This is a genomic window from Coleofasciculus sp. E1-EBD-02, from assembly GCF_040218245.1.
Lineage (GTDB): Bacteria > Cyanobacteriota > Cyanobacteriia > Cyanobacteriales > Coleofasciculaceae > Coleofasciculus.
The window spans coordinates 1-18,948 of sequence record NZ_JAVJQN010000162.1; the positions used below are offsets into that span (position 1 = coordinate 1).

The following is an 18,948-nucleotide window of genomic DNA, read 5'->3' on the forward strand; positions in this document are numbered from 1 at the left end:
AATGAGATAATTGAAGGCTTTATCGGGTTCATAGTAATCAGCCGCCGCCCGTTTTTCTAGGACTGTAATAGTTGTCCATCCGCGTTTGGCAAGCATTAAGGCGGTAGCAAGTCCGGCGGGACCTCCACCAACAATTAATACGTTTCTGAGATCGTCATTGGTCATTTGTCATTGGTCTTATGTAAAGGTTTGATGACTATTTATAGAGTTTAATCTAGTTTACTTTATTTGGGAGTGAGGGGAGGCAAACAAAAGGCAACAGGTAACAGGCAAAAGCATCTATGGTATAAAGAGGGTTACAAAGGCGGATTTGGTATTACTTACTGCTCCTCCTCAAGTTCTGTTTCCTGTGCCAAAGCGGATTCGATTTCCAACAGCTTTTGCTGTAACACGCCCTTAAGCTGAGCGAGTTGAGCCGATTCTACGTTTTGGACAGGCATCGACTGGACGCGATTAATTATCCCGTCTACCTGTTTTTTACTGAGAGTGTCTTGACTCGTGCTGGTGTAATTCGCAATCTCTTGGCTAACTAGGGAGCGTGTTTGGCTGACGGATAGCTTTTTCGATAAAACGTGCTGTTTGAGTCTTTTTCGTACTTTTTTGGCTTCAGCTTCTTTTAACCCTAGTTTTTTGGCAGATAACCGTGAAAGGGCGAGGGCTTGCATTGTGCCTAAACCCTGTTCTCGGATTGCCTGTTTTAGGTCATTGGGTAGTGCCAACATGGGAAAGATATTGGCATTGACGGAGGCGGGATTCAGTCTTAGAGACAGTAAAACGCCTAATAGCGTTTGTTCGATTTCACTTAATTCCAGGGTTGCTAGTTCTTGCTGTTGGCTGGAGGTTGGCACAAGGACAAGGGTGCTAACTTTGGGCAGGGTTCCTTGACGTTCTAACCGTCGCACGGCGGTTCGTAATAAACGGGGAATGTCTTCTGCTGCGATTTCTCCGTTGCACTCATCTTGAATTTCTTTGACCAAAGCCTCTGCCAAATCCAGGTGATTTAGGTCTTCTCGGTGCAGATTCGCCAACAAAACGTGACGGTGCAGGGATTGGGGAGACGGAATGATGACGGCTTTGATTGTTTGCCAATTGATTAAGAGGGCGGCACGGGTTCTACGTTCTCCATCAAACAAGAGATAGCGTCCATTTTCGAGTTCTATTAAAATAATAGGCTGCTGTTGTCCGTCTGATTCTAAGGAACGAGCTAGGGTTTCGATAGTGTCAGTGGCAAAGCTTTGTCGGGGCTGGTCTAAGTTTCGCTCTATTTGGTCGAGGGGGATTTCTAGGATGCCGCTGATGCTTAATTCTGAGCGCAGTTGATTGACTTTTTCTTCTAAAGCTTCGCCGCCTCCGGCTTGGCGGAGTTGTTCAATTTCTTGGGTGAGGGAGTCTACTTGTGCCTGGAGTTCATGAACTTCTTGGGAATAGGATGCCCCAGAGAGTAAGTTGGATAGGTCTACTCCGACTTTTTTACTCATTTGCTTGCCTCTGTCAATGCTTGACGTAAAGATGCCACAATCGGATTAAACTCCTGACAGGCGGGATGTCGGGGACGATACAGGTGTAAGGGTAATCCCAAGGCACTGGCGTTTTTGAATTCGGACGAGAAGCGGATGGGTGGGAATCCGTGAATGTTCAACTGTTCTAATTGGGGGGTGAGTTGTTCGAGGATGTTGCGGTGGATGGCAAGACGGCGGTCATATTGGTTGGGAAGAATGCCTAGAATACGGGGTTCGGGTTTGAGTCGTAGCCGTCGGAAGGAATGATAAAACCACTCTAAGAGTTTCCCCGCACCATCGGCTGATTTGGGTTCGACTTGGATGGGAATCAGGAGATGGGTACTGGCTGATAGGGCAATTAAGGGTAAGGGTCCCAATGTGGCGGGACAATCGAAGATAATTAGGTCATGGGGTAGGGGAAAGTCAGTTAAGCGGTCAGCGAGTAAGTAGGCGCCTCTTTCGTGTAAGACTAACTCGTTGATTGATTTGACCAGTCCCATTTCTCCCTGAATGGCAACAACGTTTTCGAGATGGTCCTGCCATAGGTCAACGGTGGGCCAGTCTCCGACAAAATCGTCCTGGAGAACGGTGGCAAGGCTGCGGTGGTTTTGAGGGCGAGGTAACCCGCTAAATAAACTGACTGAGCCTTGAGGGTCTAGGTCTATCAGGGCGACAGAGTACCCGGAGGAGCCGATTAAATAGGCTAAATGGGCAGCGATGGTGGTTTTGCCGCTGCCGCCTGCGTTTGACAGTATCGCTAATCGAATGGGCATACAACATCTTTAAAAGGTCAAGGCTGAGTTTATCATGTGGTATAACAGTATTCCACATGGGTGTAGAAGACAGGAGACAGGAGGCAATAGCTATAAGTTGTGACCTGTAAAGTTTTACCTCAAAGCGAGTATGAACGCGAGTATGTAGGAGGCTGATTGATTGGTTTCAGGTCAGGGGGAGTAAATCGGGGTTGGGGATAATTTTTAAGACCCCATTCTCATAGATAAAGTGAAATAAGGAAAGTTGACCAGGAGAGATATTACCGTTGCGTCCCCCATGGAGGGCGATATGACAGGGTGTACATAAGGGGATGAGATTTTCGGGTCGGTTGTCCTCTGGGATGAAATTAGCATGATGCACCGATAGGGTTGCCATTGTCCACTCCGAACGGGTGAGGTTGGATGGTTTTTCTCCTGGGCGAAGGCATTGTTTCCCACAGTGACGACAGCGCCAAAGGGCGGCTTCTTTGACGGATAGGGCGATGGTTGACCAATTATCGGCGTAGCGCTGGCGGTTGATTGGCATCTTCCTGGGAAGGAGTATCTGGGGACAGTGATGTCCATAGTTATTGTATTCGGGATGGGGGGCTTGCGGGGTAGCGATCGCTCTTTTTCCCCTAGAACTCTACTCCCCACTGGAGACATTGTACCGGGGAATACTCAGAGAACGGGCTTTGCCATTCTCATCCCGCCAGCGCTGGAGGTAATAATTCCCTCGTGGCTCAATAAATCCCCCTGGCGTCTTGCGAGACAGGTGAGACTTGTGTTTAAAATAATCATTAAAGGCTTGTTCTAGTTGCTCTAGAGAAAAGGGTTTGGGCAGAAATCGAAACGCCCCTTCTGCCATGATTTCTTGCATGACTTTATCATTGCCATAGGCGGAGATCACTATTTTACCTACGGCATATTTCAGGTTATTAATTTGACGCAAAAAGTCCACCCCATCATAGACCTGATTTTCCGCTTTTATCTCCTGAGCTGCACTATTGCGATACCGCGAAGGCATCCGTAAATCGGTCACCACTAAGTCAATTTTACATCCTAGCAAGCGACGCTCTTGAGAGGTTTCTTCCCATTCCGTGTAGGTGGATAATAGTTGTAGCCCTTCTTTGCCATTACTGGCAAAATAAAAGAGATAGCGTTTATCATTTTCATACTTAAGTTGGATTAAATCTCGGAGGGCTTCTTCATCCTCCACAATTAGAACTCGTTTGACCATCGCTGTGCTTAAGTAGGTGGTAACAATTAATTTTAATGGTGGGGATTGTCATTTGTCATTCGTCATTTGTCCTTGGTCAGGGCGGGTTTAGTACCATCAGGATAGCAATATGCAATAATTGTTAAACCCGCCCCTACAGGTTCAACAAACTAACTCCTGAAGGGTATGGTAGGTCATTGGTGGAACATAGCCCAAAACAATCTGCCCATCGGCTAACTTAACAATAGCATTCGCTTCCCGAATTGGGGGTGCAGGGGTTGGCGCGGGGGTAGGAATTGCCCATTCTGAAAGCCCTATTCCGGGAGAGATGGGTAAGGAACGCCTCCCAGAACGGGTTAAGCGAATTGTGCTGGGTGTCATCTGGATACAGCTTTGAGATAGGTTAACCTCTGACTCCACAGAGGGTGGAAATTCAATGATTTCTTCCCCAATCGTGGGCTGATTAATCACTAATTCTACTTTACCATCTATCCCGAATTCGGAACTGGCAGAGAGTTGACTGTTGGGGTTAATAAATAAGCCTTGGCTGGTGAGGGCAATATTCCCCCCGGTTCCGGTAAACGCATTTGCTACAATTTGACTGTCTAATAGGACAAGGTTATCGGTATTGACGCTAATATTTCCGCCATCGCCTGCATTTTGGGCTGTGGCTGAAATTTGACTCTCGTGCAAGAGTAAGGTATCGGCGGTTAGATTAATATTTCCTCCAGTTCCCGACTGGGTTTCTGCGGTGATACTCCCCTGATTCAGTTCAATTAATTCACCGGAAATAATGAGAGAACCGCCATCCCCAGTTCCCAGATTCGTGACCCGGATTTCGGAGGATTCATCGATAGTAATTTGGGGGGAGGTTATCGTAATTGTTCCCGATTCTCCGGATAAGTCTAAATCATCGGATACATTGAAACTCTCTCGCAGTAGGGGGTTTAAGATATCGGCGGATGAGACAATGGAACTGGGGAGAGGGGATTGAGGACTTTTTAAGGTAATCGAATCCGTGGCGTTAATTGAAATTCTTCCGGCATTTCCTTGGGCTATTGTGGAGGAATCTATGCGTCCCCCATTCTCTAATCGTAGTCTCTCGGTTTGTATCTGAACTTGGGCGGCATTTCCGGTTCCAGAGGAGGATGAACTAATGGCGCTGGGGGAACGGTTTTCGGGATTAATTCCGATAAGTTCTAGGTTTTGGGTGTTCAGGTTAATGGTTCCGCCTTCTCCATTTGCCACGGTGATGGATAGGATTAATCCACCGGATTGCAGGGTTGATTGATTGGCATTAATGGTAATATCACCCGCTGCACCTTGACCAAATGTGGCGGAGGTAATCGTACTCACCGCCAAGACTGAACGGGGGGAATTGCCAATAATGTTGAGGGTGTTTGGGATAGTTAGGGTTAAATCTCCGGCTGGTGCTGTACTATAGGTTGATGTGAATAGTCCTCCCCCTTGAATTAGGGTTAAGTTGGGGGTAAAAATAGAGATTGAACTTCCGGGTATTTCGCCTAGGGTTTCGGTGCGGATAGAACCGATAATTTCGGCGATGGGGTCTGTTCCACTAATGGTTAATTGGTCTGTGGCGTGGATGGTTATGGTTCCGGGTTCCGTCTCAGTTGGGGGAATTCCTAGGGTTTGAATAAAGGCGACTGAACCGTCAGTAAAGTTGATTTGATTTCCCCAGAGTTGAATCTGTCCACCGCTGATTCCAGAGGCGTTAATCGCGCTGCGTTGGCTGAGGGTGATGGGATGAAGCTGGGAGGAATTGGGAATGGTAAGTTGTCCGTCTGAGAATTTGACTTCTCCTTGATTGACGGCGGCTAAATGAATTGTGCCATCCCTAGCGGTGAGGATGGCGCCGTCGAGGTTTATTTCTCCACCAATTAAGGCGAGGGTTTTACCGGGTTTTACGGTTAATCCACCGATGGAGTTATCGGAAATTGGCTTAAAGTTGAGGGCGTTGAGTTGATGTCCGTCTCCGGTAATTTGGATAGTTCCTGGATTGATTAATCCTAAACCAATGGGGGTACTAATGGTGAGTTGGGGGGAGTTGGGGAGGGTGTTTAATTCGGTGCCATCGGCAAATAGTAGGCGGTTGGCGGTACTGGCGATAAAGGAACCGTTGAGGTTGAGTTGGGTTGTGGGACTGAATAGAATTCCGTTGGGATTGAGGAAGAATAAGTCGGCATTTCCTACAACTCCTAATGTTCCTAGAATTTGAGAGGGGTTGGTTCCGGTGACGCGGCTGATGATGGTTTCAATCCCGGTGGCTGGGGTAAAGTAGGCGGCGTTTCCGGGATTGATGTTAAAGTCAGTAAAGCTATGGAAGAGGTTGGTGCCGATGGGGGTGCCGCCCGTGATGGTGAGTTGGTTGGGTTCTGGGTTAATTTGGGAGTTGATGGGTAAGCTGGAATCGGGGATAATTTGGGCGTGGCTAGGGGTTATTAGTAGTGCCAGTAGGGTGAGAATTGTTGCTGGATTCCATTTCATGATATCATGTCCGCCTAAACAGTTACGATAAAATCGATGCACCCATATTGACTGGACTAAACCTATATCGCAAGTGATCAACCGGACATGATATGACTCACAGGTTCAGGTCAAGGTGTTTAAAAATATGACGGACATGAGCAATGCTTTATCGGATACTGGCAATTCTAATAATCATTCATACGTACCCTTAAAAGGTGTCTATTACAATCTTTAAAGCTGGTTCTACCGTGTAACACTCTATGATTATCTATAATTAATATTTCACCAGCTTCCAAAGTTAATGATACTGTACAAGGATGATTTTTAATATGATCCCTAAGAAAAATTAAAGCCCACATTTTTCTATCATTATCGGCTTTTGAAAACATACTATTCTTTAAACCCATTTCTATTGTATCGAACCTATATCGTATATTAATTTTCTGTGAAATTATAGGTGCATATATTATCTTAATTTTATCTTTGTACTCACTAAAAATACTGGGAACAGCAAATGGGAAAAATGATTTTTCTAAAATCCTTAAACAAGTTATTCCATCATTGCTACTTTGTAAGGTGTTTATAACATGATCAAAATTTAGGATCTTTGTCACACCTCCTCCACAATTAGCTTTTTTTATAGCAAAAAGTGAAATATATTTTTCTGGACTTGATCGATATTGCGTATCAGTATGTAATGGAGCTTCTAATTTGTGTTCAGAAAAGGTTGGCAAATAGTTTATATCTTGTCGTAGTTTTATTTCCCAGACATAATCTTTTTTGCCAATATTATGCTCTACTGGCTTGCCCAACATTGAACAAAAGTACAGGAACATATTACTCCTTAGTTGAGTATTAAAGTCAATAATACCAAAATCTTTAGCTACTACAAAACCTGTTTTTTTTAGAGCTAATTTTATTGGCTGAATAAAGTCTGCAACATCTTTCCATTCTCTAGAAATTTTTTTCCAGTTTTCTATAGAACTACAGTTAACGTCCCTCAAAATTTTTTTGGGTATTGCTAAACTTCCCAGACTTACTTCCCTAATCATTCTCGCTATTTATATACCAAGCATCAGAAGCTTTGATTGTGAGTTTTGCAAATGCCTTATGTGGATGTATACTTTCATCCAGTTCAGCCGAAACTTCTACTAAATCATTAGCATCAACTTGTGAGGCTACTGCCACTGCAACCTCTCTACATAGATCTTCACAGAATTGTGGTTTTCTATGACTCTTCTGGACTAAATAATGCTCATCAGGACGTTTTAGTACGGCTTCCACTAAATGAGCAACACGACTAATCTGACTATATAAATTTGTTGGCGAAATTAAGTGTTTTGGATTGTGAGAACTAACTTTTACATATAAAGTACCTCTTTGTGCGTGTGTAAAAGTAGGAGGAATAGCCTGCATTATTGAGTCAAAGAAGTTTTCATGTAGAGATAATTTTAAGTTTTTTTCAGTTTTTAAGCTACTGAACTTCAGGGTGCAAGGACAAGCAGTCATTACTTTAATAATTAAACCAATTGTGCGACTTATTACTGTTCCATCAAAAATGGTGTTGGCAATAATTTTAATCGGTTGCTTTGAACGAGTTTTGCTTCGATGATTTAAGGTTTCAACATAAGAATTAACTACAAAATTAACCTCTGATCTTTTACTATTTTGAACCTTTCTGGCTTCTTGTGCAACAAAATCAGTAACATCTTCTAACTTATCCCAATCACAAGTATCAAGATTATTTAAAATCTCTTGCAATCGACTCATGTGAATACCTCTTTGATGGGGGCTTAGATCAACTGTTACATAAGCTTTTGCTTCAACCTGATTGTACTTATTGGTGAAAGGATTTAATAAATTGAAAAAGCAAGTTGTGTCCGATGTGCCAACCGCCTGAATGTAAATAGGATGTTGTGGTAATCTAGCTGGAATATCTGTTAATGCAGACTTAGATAATTCATCGTCCTTTTCTAAAGGCAAAAACTTTAAAGATTTTTTCCCACAAAGCACTGGAACTTTATCCGGCTCACTTTCAATTGCATTTAAACCAATCATATAACCAGCACAAAAACCTGGTAAGCCGTGGAACTCACGTACAAAGTCATAGCAGTTTAAGTTAAATCCTGTTTGGCGCTTTGTCTGTGTAATCCAACTAGCAATAGGCTGTCTTCTCAAGTGAACAGCTAAATCATACTCTAGACGTAAAGATCTTTCGAGTAAGCCAATCAATAAAATAGTCTTTACGTTGAATAAGTTGAGGGAATAGTTTATTGGTTTTGGAATTTTTACTCGATGCTCAATTAATCCCAGAAACTGTTTTTCAACAGTCATTGCAGCGGCTTCTAATGTGAGCAACCACGTTGGATCAAGATAACAACCAGCTTCCGGAAAATTTTGAAGATGTAAAAGATGTGTAGCATCATGCAGCAATCGCCACACTAGCCATTGACTGCTTTTTAAATTTGTTCGATCATGTGTTTCTAGAAGAAGAACTTTCCTTTCAGGAGTGAGATACCAACGTTTCCAGCAAAGTTTTGCTATCTCATCCTCAACATATACAATTGCTTTCTGTTGCACTGATAAGGGTAATAGATCTGAAATTACAGGAAAACTCCAACTTTCGATCAGTTCATTAGGATTTCCAGTAGGATAATCATCATCAATAAGCGACTGATTTATCTTAGACGTCAAGTTTTCTCGATTAGTGTCTAAATGCTCACAAAGCTTTTCTAGCCAAAAATCTACTGTAATTTCATGAGGAATATTAACGATGTCACCTAGATTGATTATTTGTTTGATATCTGAAGATAAATTTTCTGTAATTCCAGAAATGTCTAGGGTTACTCCTGTCAGCTTACAGTATTTTTTAAGATAACGAATTGCTGATAAGCCAGATGAATTTTTAATGACGAGTCCTGCTAATTCAATGTTTTGCCTATCCTTATTAAGGTAACGATTAACCGCATCATCAAATAATGCTCTTGCAGCCCAACCACCCTGCCAATCTATTAGTTTTTCTATCGCACTTGAGTCTATCATTTCAGTGAATCCTTAAATTTATGCTGATAAATTTCATCAAGCTGATATGCTTTTTCAATGGCTTCTTTATCAAGGTAGGAAACCCAAAACTCTAACCGATTATCAATAGCTTCTAATAAATCATTAGCAATTTCAGAGGGGTCGATAGCATCCTTTGAAGATTGTGTACCTGAACGTTCATGAAATTCTGTAGCCAGACAGCCTGGATAACAAATAGTTATATCAATACCTCTATCTTTAGCTGATTCACGTATACAGCGAATGAAATGCTCTACTCCTGCTTTTGCGGAAGCATAAAAACTCCAATTGTTACTTTTAATTTTTGCTGTAAGCGAGGAAATCCAAGCAATCCTTGACCCAACAGGAAGAACAAGGATTGCCTCTTTTAACCAAATAATTGTCGATAGATAAGTAGTCTGAACGCAACTAATAACTTTATCGTTGGGAAAATCGGAAATATTGCCATATAATCCTTGGGCTACACACAGAATAAGGGTGCTGGGTTGAACAATTTCCAGAGTATGTCTTATGAGTTCAACATCATTAAAATCTTGGCTTATAAAGTTTATTTTTAGTTCTTTAATTTTGTCTATTTCTTCTCTGGCAATTACCGTAACTCGACTGTACTTGGCTAGAGCCTCGATAGCTAAAGCTAAGCCTATTCCTCTGGAACCACCAACGATTAACAGATTACCCCTATCAATCATGCACCTTTATTTTTTGCTACCCTATCTACGATGACACAACAAACTATGCAATTTCTCTGTCAAGTCACAACAGCTTTTACATCTTAAACCTACAGTTCTCCACCATAGCGTCAGTTTTGGAAATAAGCGAGTTCGAGTCGTAGTAACGAATAGTATAGCAATCCTAAATAGGTTGTGGCAATTTCCAAAAACGTGATCCTTGCTATGCCTGGGTTTCAAGCCGCTCACTTGTTACAACTCATTTAGGGTCGCTATAGTTCGATTTACGGTTTAATATCAGGCTTACTGGGCATTCAGTCATGCAATGAAACTCACACGCAAGAAGAAAATCCTGCTATTGATTATCGCATCCATGGTTGCAGCGATTGGATTGGATATGGCGATCGCACGCAGCGTCTATCATCCCTTAAACTACCTCTATGGGATACTCAGTTGGACGAGTTGTCGGCTGTTTCCCTGTTATCCCCAACCGACGGAAGCGGTGAAGGGGGAACGGGGGATGGTGGTGACGGCGCACAAGGAAGCGTCGCGGGTGGGACAAGAAATTTTACTATCGGGGGGAAATGCGATTGATGCTGCGGTGGGAGTGGGGTACGCTTTAGCCGTGGTTCATCCCTGTTGTGGGAATATTGGCGGGGGTGGGTTTATGGTGATTCACCTGGCTTCAGGGGAAGAGGTGTTTCTGAATTTCCGGGAAACTGCACCCCTGGCGGCGTCGGCGGCTATGTATTTGGATGGTTCGGGGGAGGTGATTCCTCAGTTAAGTACCCAGGGATATCTGGCGGTAGGGGTTCCGGGAACTGTGGCGGGTTTGGATAGGGCATTATCTGAGTATGGTACGATGAACCGTCAACAGGTGATGGCGGGGGCGATTCGGTTGGCGCGGGATGGGTTTATTCTGTCACCGGGGGATGTGGAACGGTTGCAGCGTCATACGAAGGTGTTTTCTCAGCAGGAGAATGTGGCGGCGATTTTTTTGGATGGGGGGGAAGCCTTTCAGGTGGGGGAACGGTTGGTCCAGGAGGATTTGGCTGAAACGTTGGGTGCGATCGCGCGATCGGGAGCTTCGGCTTTTTATCAGGGTAGAATAGCTGGTGCGATCGTGCAAGCGAGTGAAGAGAATGGCGGGATTCTTACAAGAGAGGATTTTACTCGGTATCGGGTGCGTCAGGAAACTCCGTTGCGCTGTGAGTATCGCGGCTATGAGGTGGTAACGGCGCCACCGCCGGGAGGGGGAGTGACGGTGTGTCAGATGTTGAATGTGTTGGCGGGGTATCCTCTGGGAGAGTGGGGATGGGGTTCGGTGGAGAGTCTGCATTCCTTTTTGTCAGCGGCGCTATTTGCGTATCGGGATCGGAATTACTATTTGGGGGACCCGGATTTTGTTGAGATTCCGGTGAAGCGCCTGTTGAGTCAAGGGTATGCAGCGCAGATTCGGGAACAAATTGGGGAGAGGGCGCTGAATCCCCAGGCGTTGCAGATGCAGGATCTGCCTCAAGGCACGCATACGACGCACTATTCTATTGTGGATCAGTTTGGCAATGCGGTGGCGGTTACGTATACGATTAATTCCCTGTTTGGCGCTAAGGTGATGGCAAAGGATACGGGGTTTTTTCTGAATAATGAAATGAATGATTTTACGGTGAAGCTGGGGGAGGGGAATCAGTTTGGTTTGGTTCAGGGGGAGGCGAATCAGATTGAACCGGGGAAGCAACCGTTGAGTTCGATGAGTCCGACGATTGTTAAGAAAGATGAGAGGGTGGTGTTGGTGACGGGTTCCCCTGGGGGGGCGACGATTCCGACTACGGTGGTACAGGTGATTACCAATTGGATTGATTATGAGTTGGATATTGCTGAGGCGGTGAATGCGCCGCGTGTTCATTATCAGGGATTACCGAATTGGGTACTGACGGAACCCTTTGCGGTGGAGGGAGATGGGGTTTGGAGGTTGTGGGAAAAGGGATATCGGGTGATTCCGTTTATCAGTTGGGGTGCGGCGGAGTCGATTCAGGTTGAATCCGGGGGGGTTTGGGGGGTGAATGATAAGCGGCGGGTGGCGGGGGAAGCGATGGGGTATTAATAAGGCAGAAGGCAGAGGGCAGAGGGCAGAAGGGCAGAGGGTTTTAGTTGCTTAATCGTTGATAGTTCTCTCGTGTGTTTGGGCTTGAGAAATGACTAAGTTATTCCTGTACATCACAAACTAAGCGTTTGAATAAAGATACGGAAATAATGGTGGTATTGCCCAAGGTTTGAACCTCTGAGAAATTTCTGTCTCCGGTGATTAAAAAGTTGGCGTCGGCGGCGATTTCGGCTTCAGTCATGGGTTTACTAACTCCTTCTTTGAAAAAAGATTACGATTACTCCGCTTCGCCAATTAAGGTGAATGCAGCCCAGTTTCTGGGATTGGGGTATTTTTCCATTGTCGTGAGCATTGCTTGGCGCAAGGCTTGAGCTTTATCAGGTTGCTTCTGGAGGTTTTTGTAAAAATTTGCCATCAGGAAGGCTGTCGGCTCATCTGGCACTTTCCAGAGGGATGCAACGACACTGGGTACACCTGCTGTAAATAAGGAACGGGATAAACCAATCACACCATCACCAGTGATTCGTCCCTGTCCAGTATCACAGGCACTCAGGACAACTAACTCGGCGTTGAGTTTCAGTTTTAGGATTTCGCTAGCCCTGAGTAAGCCGTCATCTTCACCGGAGGGAGCAAGGGCAATGGCACCGGGAATATCTGCATTGTACAAGTCATCGAGTAAGCCGTGAGTGGCTAAATGAATAAACCGCGCTTTGGGCATTTGCTGGACAATTGCAGCTTCTGTGGCTTGGTTGCCGATGATGGCTTGGGTATTTAGTAAGGATGCAATTTCTTTGGCTTCTTGTTCTGCACCGGGTAGGGGTTCTAATGGTTTAGGTGGTTCTCCGGGTATGGATGCAACTTTGGGCATGGTGGGATTGCCTACTACCATGAATTCTCGACTCCCGACTCCCGACTCCCGACTCCCTAATATTTGTCGCTGTTGACGGGTTAATTCTAGAACTTGAATTGAGGGAGCAGTGAGGATAGTGTGTTTCTCGATTAAGTGTTTACCTGACTCGTCTTGCAGAGCAGGAAATGGCACAAAAAACAGGTTGCCTTGAGGGATAAAAATAATACGGGCATTGGGTTCAGTTGGCAGTAATTCAGCGATGGGTTCGATGAGTAATTGGTGCAGTTCTTGTAAGCGTTCCTCTTGGCTTTGACGAGTCTTACCACTGGCAATTTCTGCCAAGCCTCGAATCCCTTTTTGGCTCGTTTCGTGGGTGCTAAAAACGAGTTTTGCAAGAGCTGTTTTGGGTTTTTCTCCTGAGCGAGTGGCTATGTTCTGACTGAGTTGGTTGTAGCCTACTAACCCAAGTAAACCAACCGTGCTACCAACTGCGAGAAGTGACCAGGGAACTAATCTTTTGCGCCGGATAGTTATGAAAATACAGCCACTACCGACGACAATCAAAATAGCGAGAGTTACTGGATAACCCCAAGAAGCAAGGTATTTTTGCCAAAATTCCCTTACAGAAGTCTTTGGCTCAGATGTTTCTTGTTGTTGCCATAGGGGTTTAATGTCAACTTTGCGAAAGGCAACTTTACCTGTAGGCTGAATTACCCAACTATAGAGTTCTGATTCTTTGTATTGCTCTCTACCTTGAATTTTGAAATCATCGTAAATAATCGCATATTCAACCAAGGTTGCATTTTGCTTTTTAGCGATTTGTTGGATTTTATCTAGGTTGGGTGGGGTAACATCTGGCTGTGAGGATAGCTGCGTCGCCAATAACTCCACAAAGGCTCTGGCACGTCCTCGTTCAGCAATCTCTAGAGCGGCATTAGCTTTATTTAGGGCAATCAGGACTTGTTGCAAAGTAGTGTATGTATTAGCTTGCGTTTCAAAAATCGACACTTTATTAAGGTCAGTTAATTCTGTTCGTAGAGATTCCAAAACCTTAATTGCGTCGTATAGGGTTGTCTCTGCTTGTGCGAACTTGCCAGATTTGAAGAAAGCATTGCCTAGATTGTTCAGAGAATTGGCTTCTCCCTCACGAGAGCCTATCTTCCGATAAATATCAAGGGACTGCTGATGGAACTTAATTGCCCGTTCATATTGTCCCAGGGAATAGTAAGGATTGCCCAGATTGTTCAGAGAACTGGCTTCTCCCTCACGAGAGCCTATCTTCCGATCAATATCAAGGGACTGCTGATAGAACTCAATCGCTCGTTCGTATTGTCCTAGGAAATTATAAACATTTCCGAGATTGTTCAGAGAATTGGCTTCTCCTTGAGAGTCGCCTATCTTCTGATAAATTTCAAGGGACTGCTGATGGGACTCAATTGCTCGTTCGTATTGTCCCAGGGAATAGTAAGCATTGCCCAGATTGTTCAGAGTTTTTGCTTCTCCTTGGGGGTTGACTATCTTCTGATAAATTTGAAGGGACTGCTGATAGAATTCAATCGCCTGTTGGTATTGTCCTAGGAAATGGTAAGCATTGCCTAGATTGTTCAGAGAATTAGCTTCTCCCTGGGGGTTGACTATCTTCTGATAAATTTCAAGGGACTGCTGATGGGACTCAATCGCCCGTTCGGATTGTCCCAGGGAATCATAAGCATTGCCTAGATTATTCAGAGAATAGGCTTTTCCTTGGGGATCATCTATCTTCCGATAAATATCGAGGGACTGCTGATAGAATTCAATCGCCCGTTGGTATTGTCCTTGGGACTGGTAAGCATTGCCCAGATTGTTCAAAGAATCGGCTTCTCCCTCACGATAGCCTATCTTCCGAGAAACATCGAGAGACTGTTGATGGAACTCAATTGCTTGTTGGTATTGTCCCAGAGAATGGTAAGGATTGCCCAGATTGTTTAGAGCTTTGGCTTCTCCCTCACGATAGCCTATCTTTCGATAAATATCGAGGGACTGCTGATAGAACTCAATCGCCCGTTGGTATTGTCCCAGAGAATGGTGAGCATAGCCCAGATTGTTCAGAGAATCAGCCTCTCTTCTACGAACCCCGATCTCTCGATAAATCTTTAGCGCCTGTTGCCAGGACTTTATAGCAGCCTGAAATTGACTGTTACTAAACTGCTGTTTCCCTTGCTCAAACAGTTGGTCTGCTTCCGCTTTGCGAGCGTTTGGAGTTTGAGTCAACAACTCACCCCGCCGATTCCCCATCCCCAAAGTCGTTGCTTGAGCAACCACTGGAATAGTCAAAGAAAAGAGGCAGATACCCAACGTCAAAAAACTGCCTAAGATTACCTTCATCTATTCAATCCCCTCAACTTTGAGCCTTATCATTCCGGGAGAGTTGGCATCAAACAACATTTCTTTCACTTCATAGCTACTTGGTTCACCCAAAGGATCTGGAGGTGACTGCTTTTCCTTCACCACAGCACTCAGCGCCACTTCAGCCAAACCCTCGCTAGAATCCTTAATTTGCAAAGCCGTCAACGGCGTTACCCGCCAGATTTCAGCCTCACCCCTCAGTCCCCTCAGTCGAGGTACTGAACCTCGTGGCAATGGTGCTTCCTGACTAAACTTCACTCGCTTAATCTCTTTAATCGCAATTGAGTCAGCCTCACCACTCGCTTCAAGCGTTAGCGCTTTATCAGTAATCGCCGTTACTCGACCCGACTTCGATCCCCCTGTTGTCAACTCCACATCTGCTAAAGTTGGTAACACCACTGGAATTGGTGCCTCTTCTGCGGGTGATGTCGTCGGAGATGACACGACAGGTTTTGGTTTATCGTCACTACATCCTGCCAGCCCAAATCCTGAAACTAGCAGTGTAACGATCAGTATTGGGAGAAATCCTTTCATGGTTGAGAACACTGTACCCCTCTACATACCCAATTCCAAGTTGCAACCCAATAATCCGGAAATTTAGCGCTTATCGGAGTATCAAAGTGGTAGGTTAGTGCATTTGGATACAGAAGTTGTCCCAAACTCCCCCACCTACCAACAATCCCAACATCTTAGGAACACTTGTTAGTCTACTTGGCATTCTAGCCGTATTCCTTTACTTCACAGGCTGGATTTATCGCTGGGCATACTTTAGCTTCTTTCAACTAGAAATTACTACCCTTGACTTACCCCTAGAGTCATTTTTTATCATTCCTTTCCAAGTATTTCTAGGCAGTTTTTGGGCATTTGGCAAAACTGTATTAGCTGCTGTAGTGACAGTATTCCTGATTCAAGTAACAATAGGGTTGCTTGAACCACCTAGACGGCAATTTGTCGGAAACCTCAATCGTTTGCAGTCACGCCTAATCCGATTCACTCAAAAACTCCACAGGTCAGGGATTGTCCGAAAAATACGCTCATTTGCAGACCTTTTTCCCCAACCTTTACGCTATGAAATAGTAATAGTAGTTTGGATTTTAATCGTTTTATTTTGGTTAGCAAGGTGGCAGGGTATTACAGATGCCAGACAGGATGCCATCAATGATACATCCTCACTGCCCGTCATCACATTAGTTACCCCTAAAGACCAATTAGCCCTAGGACGTAAGCCCAATGATTTACTCACAAATCCCCCTTTAAAAGACTTCCACATTATTGGCGATTCCGGCTTATTGGAAAATCTCAGACGACAAGAAACCACCGATACAACTATCAATCCGCCTAGAGTTTGGCGTTTACTGATTGAGCGTAACGGATGGATTTATCTGTTCAAAACACTACCTCCAAATCCTGCTCCCGATGAACGCCCCTATGTACTGGTGATTCGAGAAAGCGATGGCGGCGATCAGTTGTTGATTCTTAGCCCAGAAACTAGCAAGCCAGCATCTAAGTAGGGGTTGCTTAAATTTCTTGTTGTATTTTGCCATCATTTAGAAACAAAAGTATTAGAATACTTTCTCGAATATTGGCAGTATTCTCTGTTTTTAGAGCGGTTTTAGGCAGATATAATATCAAACACCAACTGACTCTTAGGAAAAACTACCTCAAACTCCGTATACTCCCCCACCTGAGACTTAACCCCAATCGCCCCCTGATGCTTCTGTACTAACTCATAGACAATATACAACCCCAACCCCGAACCCTCCCCCATCGGCTTCGTCGTCACCAACGGTTCAAACAACCGCTTCTGCACCGACTCACTTATCCCTATCCCATTGTCCCAAACCCGCCAAATCACCGACTCATTTTCCTCAACACCTCGGCTTCGCTCGGTGTTAACCCACTCAATCCGAATCTGGGGGATGTAATTGGGAGATGGGGAAGATAGGGAAGATAGGGAAACAGGGGAAGAATCAGACTCTCCCAACCCCTCCCGCTTACACCGCACCGCATACACAGCATTATCCAGCAAATTTGTCAACACCCGCAACACCAACAACGGCACCTTCACCGGAACCCCATCCCACGCCCCCAATCGCCACTCTATCTCAATCCCCTCATCCTGGGGACAAGCCAACTTCACCGCCAACTCCACAATCATCCCCACCGTCGCCCTCGCCAACTCCAGGGGTAACTCCCCCTGGGGAACCGGAAGCAACGTCGCCACCAACCCATTCGCCCGACTTAACTCCTGTTTCGCCTTCTCTACCTGCTCCTCCCATTTGAGTACCACTTCCTCTCCCTTCCCCTGCCGCCATTGCTGGGTTAACATCGTTAAAATCTCCAACCGATTTCCCAGCGCCCAGAGGGGATTTTTCAACTCATGGGATAAATTTCCCACCAAGGAACTCATCGCCGTGAGTTTCTCCTGCTGAATTAACTGATTTTGCGTCGTTTGCAGTTGAATCAACGCCTCCTCTAAATGCTGCGTCTTCTGATTCACCTGCGCTACCAATAAACGGTTATACTCCTGCAACTCCTGAATATAAAAATACAGCACTCCCCACACCCCCATTAGCCCAATTCCCACCAACGCCGCACCCGACGGTATCCAGATATCCAGCAAAAACGCCGCATACGTCACCCCCACCAAGACACCACTTAAACCCATCCCCCCGATTAACGCCATAATCAACGTCAACCCCGGATAACGCCCCCGTCGCCAGCGTCGTAGAAACACATATTCCAAACTCACCCACAGCCAAATCCAGCCATACTCCCAGGGTTGCGCCACCCCCCTCATTCCCCCAGCTTCCCCCAGCGCCGCCTGAATTATCTGACTCGTCAACAGCGCCTGAATCTCCACCCCATACATCGGTTTGGGTGTAGTTCCCTGATAGTGAGAAAAAGGGGTATAAAACCTATCCCGTAACGAGGGCGAGTATGCCCCAATCAACACCACCTTATCCTGAAACCGTTGCCCAGAAACCCGTCCCCGTAGCACATCCATCAGGGAAACCCGGTCAAATCCGGCTTCCGGAAACTCTCGCCAATCGAGTAAAATTTGATAGCCTCGGTCATCGGTATTCACATAACCGCCATGATTCTCTTCCAAAGGCGGAAACACCGCATCTCCTAACTGTAACCACCCCCGTGGCGTCGCTTCCGGTGCAATTCCCGACTCCGATAAATACCGATACGCCAACTTCAGCGCCAAACTAGGAATCTGAGACTCTGGGGAACCATCAGAAATCGGGTAAAGCGTACCCCGGCGCACCACCCCATCCCCATCCACGATGGTACTAATATCCGCAACTTGCTGTTTTTGCGCCAAGATAGGCGGCGGTGCAATCGGAGTAAAAAACCCATCCCCCGGTACTCCAGTAAACTTACCCACACCGATTATTTTGTCTGAGGTGCGGAAAATCTCCTCCAGGGTGTTTGTCCCCGGTGGCGTCAGGTTATCGGTTTTATCATTATTATTATCAGTCAAACCCATCCCAACCCATTGACTTCCCCGATTGGGGATTAGGGATTGGGGAGGTTTTGAGGCTTGAGGTTGGAATAAGGGCGGGTTTTGTTGAGAAGTTATCGGTGGGGAGGACGGGTTTTGTTGATAGGTTATTGGTGGGGAGGGCGGGTTTTGTTGATAGGTTATTGGTGAGTGGCTAGGTTTAGTGGCTAAACCCGCCCCTACAAGTATGGCTACATCCGCCCCGACAATTGACCCTTCATGATGTTCGAGGGTAAGCTTTTGACTAAACTCCCCATCTTCCCCTGCTCCCCCATCTTCCCCTGCTTCCCCTGCTTCCCCTGCTTCCCCTGCTTCCCCTGCTTCCCCTGCTCCCGCCGCTTCCCCATCACCTTATTTCCGACAATTATCACAATGTCCACATTTTAATCCCATCGCCTCCTTTTTAAACCCAAACG

The 18,948-nt window shown here is 45.4% G+C and carries 16 protein-coding genes; 2 read left to right on the forward strand and 14 right to left on the reverse strand.

The annotated features are described in order from the left end of the window. From RIC07_RS26165 to RIC07_RS26205, 9 genes are all read right to left on the reverse strand, one after another. Window positions 1-165, reverse strand: a 165-nt coding sequence (locus RIC07_RS26165; RefSeq protein ID WP_446397087.1) for an FAD-dependent oxidoreductase, incomplete at its 3' end; no start/stop codon positions are given. Window positions 166-320: 155 nt separating this feature from the next. Then, window positions 321-1,478: a ParB/RepB/Spo0J family partition protein gene (locus RIC07_RS26170; RefSeq protein WP_446397072.1), complete on the reverse strand. Its 1,158-nt coding sequence runs from the start codon at window positions 1,476-1,478 to the stop codon at window positions 321-323. Further along, window positions 1,475-2,272, reverse strand: a complete 798-nt coding sequence (locus tag RIC07_RS26175) for a ParA family protein (RefSeq protein ID WP_446397073.1) — start codon at window positions 2,270-2,272, stop codon at window positions 1,475-1,477. The genes RIC07_RS26170 and RIC07_RS26175 overlap by 4 nt, the downstream gene beginning before the upstream one ends. Window positions 2,273-2,438: 166 nt before the next feature. Then, entirely contained in the window at window positions 2,439-2,798 is a 360-nt protein-coding gene (locus tag RIC07_RS26180) for an HNH endonuclease (protein WP_446397074.1), read from the reverse strand. Window positions 2,799-2,897: 99 nt separating this feature from the next. Continuing rightward, window positions 2,898-3,491 (reverse strand): response regulator, encoded by a 594-nt coding sequence (locus RIC07_RS26185; RefSeq protein WP_446397075.1) that lies wholly within the window; start codon window positions 3,489-3,491, stop codon window positions 2,898-2,900. Between the two features lie 141 nt (window positions 3,492-3,632). After that, the gene (locus RIC07_RS26190; RefSeq protein WP_446397076.1) at window positions 3,633-5,975 is read right to left on the reverse strand and encodes a two-partner secretion domain-containing protein; all 2,343 of its coding nucleotides are present in this window, start codon (window positions 5,973-5,975) and stop codon (window positions 3,633-3,635) included. Window positions 5,976-6,142: 167 nt separating this feature from the next. Beyond that, window positions 6,143-7,009 carry a TauD/TfdA family dioxygenase gene (locus RIC07_RS26195; RefSeq protein WP_446397077.1) on the reverse strand — a complete coding sequence of 289 codons (867 nt, stop codon included), beginning with the start codon at window positions 7,007-7,009 and terminating at the stop codon, window positions 6,143-6,145. Continuing rightward, the gene (locus RIC07_RS26200; protein WP_446397078.1) at window positions 7,002-8,999 is read right to left on the reverse strand and encodes a GTP cyclohydrolase, FolE2/MptA family; all 1,998 of its coding nucleotides are present in this window, start codon (window positions 8,997-8,999) and stop codon (window positions 7,002-7,004) included. The genes RIC07_RS26195 and RIC07_RS26200 overlap by 8 nt, the downstream gene beginning before the upstream one ends. Further along, on the reverse strand, window positions 8,996-9,706 hold the full coding sequence (locus RIC07_RS26205; RefSeq protein ID WP_446397079.1) for an SDR family NAD(P)-dependent oxidoreductase: 711 nt from the start codon (window positions 9,704-9,706) through the stop codon (window positions 8,996-8,998). The genes RIC07_RS26200 and RIC07_RS26205 overlap by 4 nt, the downstream gene beginning before the upstream one ends. 304 nt (window positions 9,707-10,010) lie before the next feature. Between RIC07_RS26205 and ggt the strand changes: the two genes are divergently transcribed. Then, on the forward strand, window positions 10,011-11,786 hold the full coding sequence (gene ggt / locus RIC07_RS26210) for a gamma-glutamyltransferase (RefSeq protein ID WP_446397080.1): 1,776 nt from the start codon (window positions 10,011-10,013) through the stop codon (window positions 11,784-11,786). Window positions 11,787-11,886: 100 nt separating this feature from the next. Here the strand turns inward: ggt and RIC07_RS26215 are convergent, their stop codons facing one another. Genes RIC07_RS26215 through RIC07_RS26225 form a run of 3 tightly spaced genes read right to left on the reverse strand, consistent with a single transcriptional unit; the run spans window position 11,887 to window position 15,465 of the window. Continuing rightward, on the reverse strand, window positions 11,887-12,027 hold the full coding sequence (locus RIC07_RS26215) for a hypothetical protein (RefSeq protein ID WP_446397081.1): 141 nt from the start codon (window positions 12,025-12,027) through the stop codon (window positions 11,887-11,889). Between the two features lie 36 nt (window positions 12,028-12,063). Beyond that, on the reverse strand, window positions 12,064-15,000 hold the full coding sequence (locus RIC07_RS26220; protein ID WP_446397082.1) for a tetratricopeptide repeat protein: 2,937 nt from the start codon (window positions 14,998-15,000) through the stop codon (window positions 12,064-12,066). Further along, the gene (locus RIC07_RS26225; protein WP_446397083.1) at window positions 15,001-15,465 is read right to left on the reverse strand and encodes a hypothetical protein; all 465 of its coding nucleotides are present in this window, start codon (window positions 15,463-15,465) and stop codon (window positions 15,001-15,003) included. It abuts the gene before it with no gap. Window positions 15,466-15,671: 206 nt separating this feature from the next. On the opposite strand from RIC07_RS26225, the gene RIC07_RS26230 reads away from it, so the two are divergent. Next, complete coding sequence (locus RIC07_RS26230) at window positions 15,672-16,532, forward strand: hypothetical protein (RefSeq protein ID WP_446397084.1); 861 nt, start codon at window positions 15,672-15,674, stop codon at window positions 16,530-16,532. 101 nt (window positions 16,533-16,633) lie between these two features. Here the strand turns inward: RIC07_RS26230 and RIC07_RS26235 are convergent, their stop codons facing one another. Both RIC07_RS26235 and RIC07_RS26240 read right to left on the reverse strand, forming a co-directional pair. Then, window positions 16,634-18,517 (reverse strand): CHASE2 domain-containing protein, encoded by a 1,884-nt coding sequence (locus RIC07_RS26235; protein WP_446397085.1) that lies wholly within the window; start codon window positions 18,515-18,517, stop codon window positions 16,634-16,636. A gap of 206 nt (window positions 18,518-18,723) precedes the next feature. Then, window positions 18,724-18,912, reverse strand: a complete 189-nt coding sequence (locus tag RIC07_RS26240) for a hypothetical protein (RefSeq protein ID WP_446397086.1) — start codon at window positions 18,910-18,912, stop codon at window positions 18,724-18,726. Window positions 18,913-18,948 lie beyond the last annotated feature (36 nt).